Here is a 7,206-nt window from a genome sequence, read left to right on the forward strand (position 1 = left end):
GAAATTCCTAAGTTTTATTATAAAACTGTACTTATTATATTTGTTATTTGTCTAATTGATTGTTTCTCTTAGAATATTTAATAATTGCTTGAGTTATAGTCTTACTTAACGTAAAAATACTAAAAAAGAAACCGTATCTCTTATTTGTGATACGGTTCTCCGTTACACCCCCAAAGGATGTCGCTTTTTATTCTATTATATTAGCATATTTATTAATTCCTCTATATCTGTATATGGAAAGAAACTCAAGAATAGATGAAATCACAAATATAATATTTTTTATCATAAGTTGTCTAGTAAGAGCAACTTACCTTGTTTTTAATTTAATAATTTTGGGTATCATAAGATAAGCTATTTTAAAATTTTAAATTGAAAGAGGACATTTTAATATGATAAGCATAATCGGATTAATTTTATCATTATCTTTGATAATATTCTTAGCCTACAAAGGGTATTCAACTATTATTACAGCTCCCTTAGTTGCCTTACTTACAGTATTATTAATAGGTGGAGATTCTAATACACAGTTAATGGTTCATTATACTGAAGTATATATGGGTGGGTTTGCAAATTTCGTAAAGAACTACTTCCCTATTTTCTTAACAGGTGCAATCTTTGCTAAATTAATGGAAGAAGCTCTTTATGCGAAATCCATAGCAAATTTCATTACTAAAAATTTAGGTAAAAATAAAACTATATTAGCAGTAGTACTTGCTGGTGCACTTCTTACATATGGAGGGGTTTCTTTATTTACAGTTGCCTTCGTATTATATCCTATTGCCAATGTTTTGTTTAAGGAATCTGATATTCCAAAGAGATTAATTCCAGGAACTATTGCTCTAGGGTCATTTACCTTTACAATGACAGCTCTTCCAGGTACTCCTGAAATACAAAATGTTATTCCTATGAGATACTTTGGGACAGATACTTTTGCTGCACCTCTTATAGGAATTATAGCTAGTGTATTAATGCTAGTACTTGGCATGGCTTGGCTTACATATCGCGTTAGAAAAGCACATGAGAATCTAGAAGGGTATGGAAATCATTATATTGAGGATAACTTTAATGAAGATAAGAATATTCCAAATATATTTTTAGCAGTAACACCTATATTAATTATATTTTTAAGTAATTTATTCTTTTCAAAAATATTTTACCAATTAATCGATGGCTCTTATTTGAGTAAATATAACTTAGCACTAGATAATGTGTCTGGCACATGGAGTGTAATTATCTCTATAGTTATATCCACATTATTTATAATAATAACTAACTTTAGGAAAATTTCTAACTTAAATAAAGTTCTTAATGAAGGTATATCAAATTCCTTTTTACCACTGCTTAGTTCTAGTGCTATTGTTGGGTATGGAAGTGTTATAAAATCATTGCCTGTATTTATTGCTTTGCAATCAATGATATTAAATGTATCTTCTAATCCAATAATTTCAGAAGCTTTATCAGTGAACATAATTTGTGGTATTACAGCATCTGCCTCTGGAGGACTTACTATAACACTAGATGCTCTATCATCTACCTTTATAGCAATGAGTCAAGCCCTTAATATTTCTCCTGAAATAATGCATAGAATAGCTGCTTTAGCTTCTGGTGGACTTGATACCTTACCTCATAATGGAGCAGTAATAACAACACTTGCTATTTGTAGCCTTACTCATAAGGATTCCTATAAAGATATTTTTATTACCTCTGTTGTTATACCTATATTAGTAACCACATTGGTCGTTATTACTACATCTATATTATATACTTAAGATTAATGGTATAAAAATAACCACACTTTAGAATTTTCAATATATTAAATCCTTAGGTGTGGTTATATATTTAGCATGTTTTCTAGAAAAATTATCCATTGTGTAAATTCACGCATTCCTTCACGTCTTTTTTCTTATGGATAATAATATTATCACTAGAATCTTTTCAGTATATCACAAGAGAGTTATACTTTACTTGTGATATGGTTCATTATTATTTATTCTAAACGCTCTATAAACTTGCTCTAAAAGTATAAGTCTCATCAGTTGATGTGGAAAAGTCATCTTAGAAAAAGATAACTTATAATCAGCTCTGTTTAACACCTCATCACAAAGCCCTAGAGAACCTCCTATAACAAAAGTTATATGACTATTACCTCTAACAGCTAGCTTACTCATAGTATCTGCTAATTCTTCAGAAGATAAATTCTTTCCATCAATAGCAAGAGCGATAACATAGCTATTGCTCTTTATTTTACCTAGAATTTTTTTACCTTCCTTTTCTTTGACTATTAACATATCCTTTGGGCTTAAGTTTTCTGGACACTTTTCATCATCCAATTCTATTAAATCTAATTTACAATACTTAGATAATCTCTTTGAAAATTCTTCTATTCCTAATTTTAAATACTTTTCTTTTAATTTACCTACACTAATAACTGTTATATTCATAAGATTTCTCCTTTATCCGGTCTATTTATGTCTTAATAAATCCTCTTTATTTAACTTTATATATATCTGAAACTTCTTCTCTTAATAAAACATCTAGCTTAACATCTTGTCCAACTATTATATCATTTTGAGTAAGTATGCTCTTAGATGTTTCATATGCTAGTTCTGGGAAGTTATTTTCTTTACTTAAATGAGCTAATAATATTCTTTCCGTTCCGTTATTTATAAGCTCAACACAGAATTTAGCTGCATCTTCATTTGATAAATGCCCTTCTTCTGACATCACCCTCTTTTTTAATGAGTATGGGTAAGAACCCATCATAAGCATATTAGGGTCATAATTTGATTCTAATACTACTAATTTTGATTTATACAGATGTCTTCTTATATTGTCATCTATATATCCTATATCTGTAGCTATAGACATCTTATCGTTCCCTGTGTAGAAGTTATATCCTACTGCGTCCGATGCATCGTGTGGTATTGAAAATGGTCTTATTACCACATCTCCTAAAGAGTAAGTTTTATCATTTTCAAATACCTTCATATTGTTACTTTCTATATTTCCTAATTTATCTTTCATAGCACACCATGTTTTTACATTTGCAAATATAGGTATATTATATTTTCTAGACATTATCCCTGCACCTTTTATATGGTCTGAATGTTCATGTGTTATGAATATTCCTTTCACCTTTTCCATATTTATTCCTATATCATCAAGTCCTGTTGTTATTCTCTTTCCACTAAGACCTGCATCTACTAGTATTCCTGTATCCTTATATTCTATATAATGGCAATTTCCGCTACTTCCACTTCCTATTGAACAGTATTTTAGCATTTATTCACCTCGTCTTCTCATTGTCATAGATTATATTATACCAAAAAACTCAAGCATTAAATAATTATTTAATGCTTGAGTTAAAATTTACTTGTATTCTTTTATAATCTTATCTATATCTACACCCTTATCATTCCATAACTTTACAAATTCTGCACTACTTACGTTTTTGTGCATATATGTAGAGTAATATTCCTTTAAAGTATCAAAGAATACCTTATCTCCCACTTCTTTTCTTACTTCATGGAAAGCTAAAGCCCCTTTAGTATAGACATTTAAACTATATTCTATTGAATTTGAATACTCTGTTACTGGCTTAAATATATCTTCACTACGATAACTTCTAGCTTGTAGCTCCATATTATCTATTAATTTCTTAGCTACTTCATTTCCATATTTTTTTTCAAAGTATAGTATTGTAGAATATTCTGTTAGCGCTTCATCTATCCATGGTTCACTTATTTCATTATTTCCAACTACTGAATACCACCATTGGTGTGCTGTCTCGTGTGCGATTACATATTCTAATAAAAATTTATCTCTATTATTATACAAGCTTTGATCTATCATTATTAAAGTTGGGTATTCCATACCTCCTATAAAAAAGTCACTTGCTATTACAGAGTATGTATCATATGGATATTTCCCAAATAACTCACTAAATATCTCCATAGAGCTCTTTGCAATATATGTAGCATCCTTAGATAATTCTTCATTTAAATTATATGTACTAATATTGACTTCATTATATTTATCGCTATCAACATGAAACTTATCACTTAAAATAAAAGCGAAATCTCTCACTTGCTTTGCTTCTACTTCATAAAGAGTCTTGTCACTATCAGATGTCTCCTTTACTACCTTACCTGTACATCCAATTTTATACTTTTTAGGTAAAAGTATCTTTACATAGAAGTCGCTTGTATCACTATAAAATGGATCCCCTACTGTTTCATAGCTATTTAAATCCCATCCTTTGTCATCATTAACACTAGCTATTGGAAACCAATTGGCCACGTTTACTGTATTTTCCCCATATCCAAATCTACCTTGCGAATTAGGTATTTTAACATTGTATTTCATATCTATAGATACTTTATTTCCTGGCTTAATTGGGTTTTTTAATTCAATCTCTAGTATATCATTTTTTTCACCACTTACCTTATAGGCCAATTTTTTTCCATTATTTAATATGTTTTTTAAATCTATATATCCTTCATTAAATCCATTTGGATATGCTTGTTTCATTTCAGATTTTTCAAAAGGCGCAAATTCACTCTTTGAGAAAGCATTTGGATATATATGAAAATATAGCTTGTCTAAAGTGATTTTTGTATTATTTACATACTCTATATTTTGGTTACACATTAAACGTTTACTTTCATCATCAAAAACTACATCTATTGTATATCTATTAATATCTTTTTCATTTGTTAAGTTGGCTGAAGGTATTTCTTTTTTATCATTGTAAAAATATATTCCTCCACCGGCTACTAAAACTAATGCTATTATTCCTACTGATAATAGCTTTCTTACTCTTTTAGTAAAGTTTATTATCAAATCTTCTCCCCCCTGTTTTACATGAATAATTTAAAAGTTTTTTTGCAAGATAAATTTATATAGCTTTTTATGATATAATTCTTCTTGATAATTATGTAGGCTACATTTAGTATTACATTTTTATGATATAATTTAAAGCGAGGTGATAAAATGTTTTTTAAAGAACCTAATGAGGTTGACTTAGGTGATACATCCATTCCAAATATCTTTATAGATATATTTATGCCTATGGCGGACGGGTTATACGTTAAAGTTTATCTCCTTGGATATAAAAATGCTTGTGACCCAAGTGCTAATCCTAAGTTTAACAATAACTCTATTGCAAAAGACTTAAATATCCCTCTTTCAGATGTATTATCAGCATGGAAGTTTTGGGAAAGTAAGAATATAATTAAAATGCACAAAAACGAAGGCCTTGATGAATTCGATTATTCTGTTGAGTTTTTAGATTTAAAGAAACAGTATATAGAAAATACTACTGTTAATACTAAATCTATTAAATCAAATACAGACTCTATTGTTTCTGTTGCTGAAAACCCAAGCATTAGAAAGATGTTTAACGCTATAAATCAAATTGTAGGAAGACATCTTGACCCAGGTGAAAAAATTAGTATTTTAGATATAATGAATAAATACAATATGAATCCAGATATGATTGTTTATGCTTATGAAAATGTAAAAGAAAGAACTGGTTCTTCCAAGCCTGTTAAGTATATTGAGAGTATAATTAGAAACTGGTATGATAGCAACTTATATACTCCTGATGATGTTAAAGTTAGTTTTAATGCTAGGAGTGAGAGATATACGATATACAAAACTATATTTAATGAATTAGGATTCTTCAGACAACCTTCTAGGTCTGAAAAGGAAACTATGGATATATGGTTAGATCAATTTAATATGGATATTGAATTAATTCTTGAAGCTTGTTCTAAGTCTAAAAATATTTCTAATCCTTCTATAACATACATTGATGGTGTTATTAAAAGTTGGAATAATAAAAGCATAAAAAATCTTCAAGACTTAAAAATACAAAAAGAATCAAGAAAATTAAAAGAAAATGTTAATAAATTTTCCTCTAATAAAACTTCCGAAAATTATAAAAAGACTAAGTTCCATAACTTTAATGAGACATTCACTCAATATAGTCCAGAGGAACTAGACAGAATTATCGAGAAAAGTCAGAAGGAAAAATTTAGGTAGGTGATTAGATGAACGAAAGTAAGATAAGAGAGATCCTGCTAAAGTACGAGCAAAAAAGAGATGCAGATGAACTTGACTTAGAAAACAGAAAAAAAGAACTTTATACTCGAATACCAGAAATTCAGCATATAGAAGATGAGATTAGTAAAATTGGCCTTAAACTAGCTAAGGCTGTTTTACTTGATCCTAATTCAAGAGAAAAGATAGTAAAGGAATCTAAAGAACAGATGGATACTCTAAAAGCTAGAAAATCTCTTCTTCTAAAAACTCATGGTATACCTGAAAATTATTTAGAGATGAAGTATGATTGTAATTACTGTAAAGATACTGGGTTTACGCCAAATGGTGAAAAATGTAGTTGTTTTAAGCAGGAAATAATCAATGAAGCTTACAAAATGTCTAATTTAGATAGAGTTTTAAGTAAAGAGAATTTTGCCAATTTCAATTTTGATATATTTTCACCTGTAAGACCTGAAGGTGCTGGTATATCACCTAGAGAAAATATGCTTGATATATTCTCTATTTGTGAAAAATTCGTATTAGATTTCGATAAAGATAATGGTGAAAATCTACTTTTCTATGGTTCTACTGGACTAGGAAAAACTTATATGTCTAACTGTATTGCTAAAGATTTATTAGATAGAGGATATGTAGTTATATATCAAACATCTTTTAAAATCCTAGAAATTATTGAGGACTATAAGTTTAGAAGAGATCCTAATAATAAAATGGCTAATGAAAATTATAAAAATCTATTCGATTGCGATTTATTAATAATAGATGATCTTGGAACTGAGCTAAATAATTCATTTACGAGTGGTGAAATTTTTAATATAGTTAATACTCGATTGGTATCTGGTAAAAAGATAATAATCTCTACAAACTTATCTCCTAATCAAATAGGAAAAACTTATACTCAAAGAACTTTATCTAGAATATTAGATAAGTTTAGGCTTATAAAGTTTGTTGGTAATGATTTAAGATGGGAAAGATATAAATAGGAGAAAAATATTATAATATTTTTCTCCTATTTTTTATTTTTGTAAACAACAAAAAACTCTTAGATAAAATCTAAGAGTTTGATTGGAGCTGGTGATAGGAATCGAACCTACAACCTGCTGATTACAAGTCAGCTGCTCTACCGTTGAGCCACACCAGCAT

Annotated in this window: 6 protein-coding genes and 1 tRNA gene; 3 read left to right on the forward strand and 4 right to left on the reverse strand. The window is 28.9% G+C overall.

Translation table 11 applies throughout. The features are described from left to right. The first annotated feature begins 389 nt into the window (after positions 1 to 389). Positions 390 to 1,769, forward strand: a complete 1,380-nt coding sequence (locus I4U89_RS13030) for a GntP family permease (RefSeq protein ID WP_195940773.1) — start codon at positions 390 to 392, stop codon at positions 1,767 to 1,769. Positions 1,770 to 1,961: 192 nt separating this feature from the next. Here I4U89_RS13030 and rlmH read toward each other — a convergent pair whose 3' ends face one another. The 3 genes from rlmH to I4U89_RS13045 form a co-directional block, all read right to left on the reverse strand. Continuing rightward, positions 1,962 to 2,441 (reverse strand): 23S rRNA (pseudouridine(1915)-N(3))-methyltransferase RlmH, encoded by a 480-nt coding sequence (rlmH, locus tag I4U89_RS13035; protein WP_195940774.1) that lies wholly within the window; start codon positions 2,439 to 2,441, stop codon positions 1,962 to 1,964. Positions 2,442 to 2,487: 46 nt separating this feature from the next. Further along, complete coding sequence (locus tag I4U89_RS13040; RefSeq protein ID WP_195940775.1) at positions 2,488 to 3,282, reverse strand: MBL fold metallo-hydrolase; 795 nt, start codon at positions 3,280 to 3,282, stop codon at positions 2,488 to 2,490. Between the two features lie 87 nt (positions 3,283 to 3,369). Further along, positions 3,370 to 4,842 (reverse strand): M1 family metallopeptidase, encoded by a 1,473-nt coding sequence (locus I4U89_RS13045; RefSeq protein WP_195940776.1) that lies wholly within the window; start codon positions 4,840 to 4,842, stop codon positions 3,370 to 3,372. 150 nt (positions 4,843 to 4,992) lie between these two features. Here I4U89_RS13045 and I4U89_RS13050 point away from each other — a divergent pair, with 150 nt between their 5' ends. Further along, a complete protein-coding gene (locus I4U89_RS13050; protein ID WP_195940777.1) occupies positions 4,993 to 6,045 on the forward strand; it encodes a DnaD domain protein in 1,053 nt (350 codons plus the stop codon). Positions 6,046 to 6,053: 8 nt separating this feature from the next. Continuing rightward, positions 6,054 to 7,046 (forward strand): ATP-binding protein, encoded by a 993-nt coding sequence (locus I4U89_RS13055; protein ID WP_166506162.1) that lies wholly within the window; start codon positions 6,054 to 6,056, stop codon positions 7,044 to 7,046. 83 nt (positions 7,047 to 7,129) lie between these two features. Here I4U89_RS13055 and I4U89_RS13060 read toward each other — a convergent pair. Continuing rightward, positions 7,130 to 7,204 (reverse strand) — tRNA-Thr (locus I4U89_RS13060). Positions 7,205 to 7,206 lie beyond the last annotated feature (2 nt).

The organism is Romboutsia sp. 1001713B170131_170501_G6 (genome assembly GCF_015668195.1).
Taxonomy (GTDB): Bacteria; Bacillota; Clostridia; order Peptostreptococcales; family Peptostreptococcaceae; genus Romboutsia_C.

What these genes read in the sequence shown, in the direction of transcription:
- I4U89_RS13030 (WP_195940773.1), top strand. Translation starts at nt 390, where the DNA reads ATGATAAGCATAATCGGATTAATTTTATCATTATCTTTGATAATATTC.
- rlmH (WP_195940774.1), bottom strand. Translation starts at nt 2,441, where the DNA reads ATGAATATAACAGTTATTAGTGTAGGTAAATTAAAAGAAAAGTATTTA.
- I4U89_RS13040 (WP_195940775.1), bottom strand. Translation starts at nt 3,282, where the DNA reads ATGCTAAAATACTGTTCAATAGGAAGTGGAAGTAGCGGAAATTGCCAT.
- I4U89_RS13050 (WP_195940777.1), top strand. Translation starts at nt 4,993, where the DNA reads ATGTTTTTTAAAGAACCTAATGAGGTTGACTTAGGTGATACATCCATT.
- I4U89_RS13055 (WP_166506162.1), top strand. Translation starts at nt 6,054, where the DNA reads ATGAACGAAAGTAAGATAAGAGAGATCCTGCTAAAGTACGAGCAAAAA.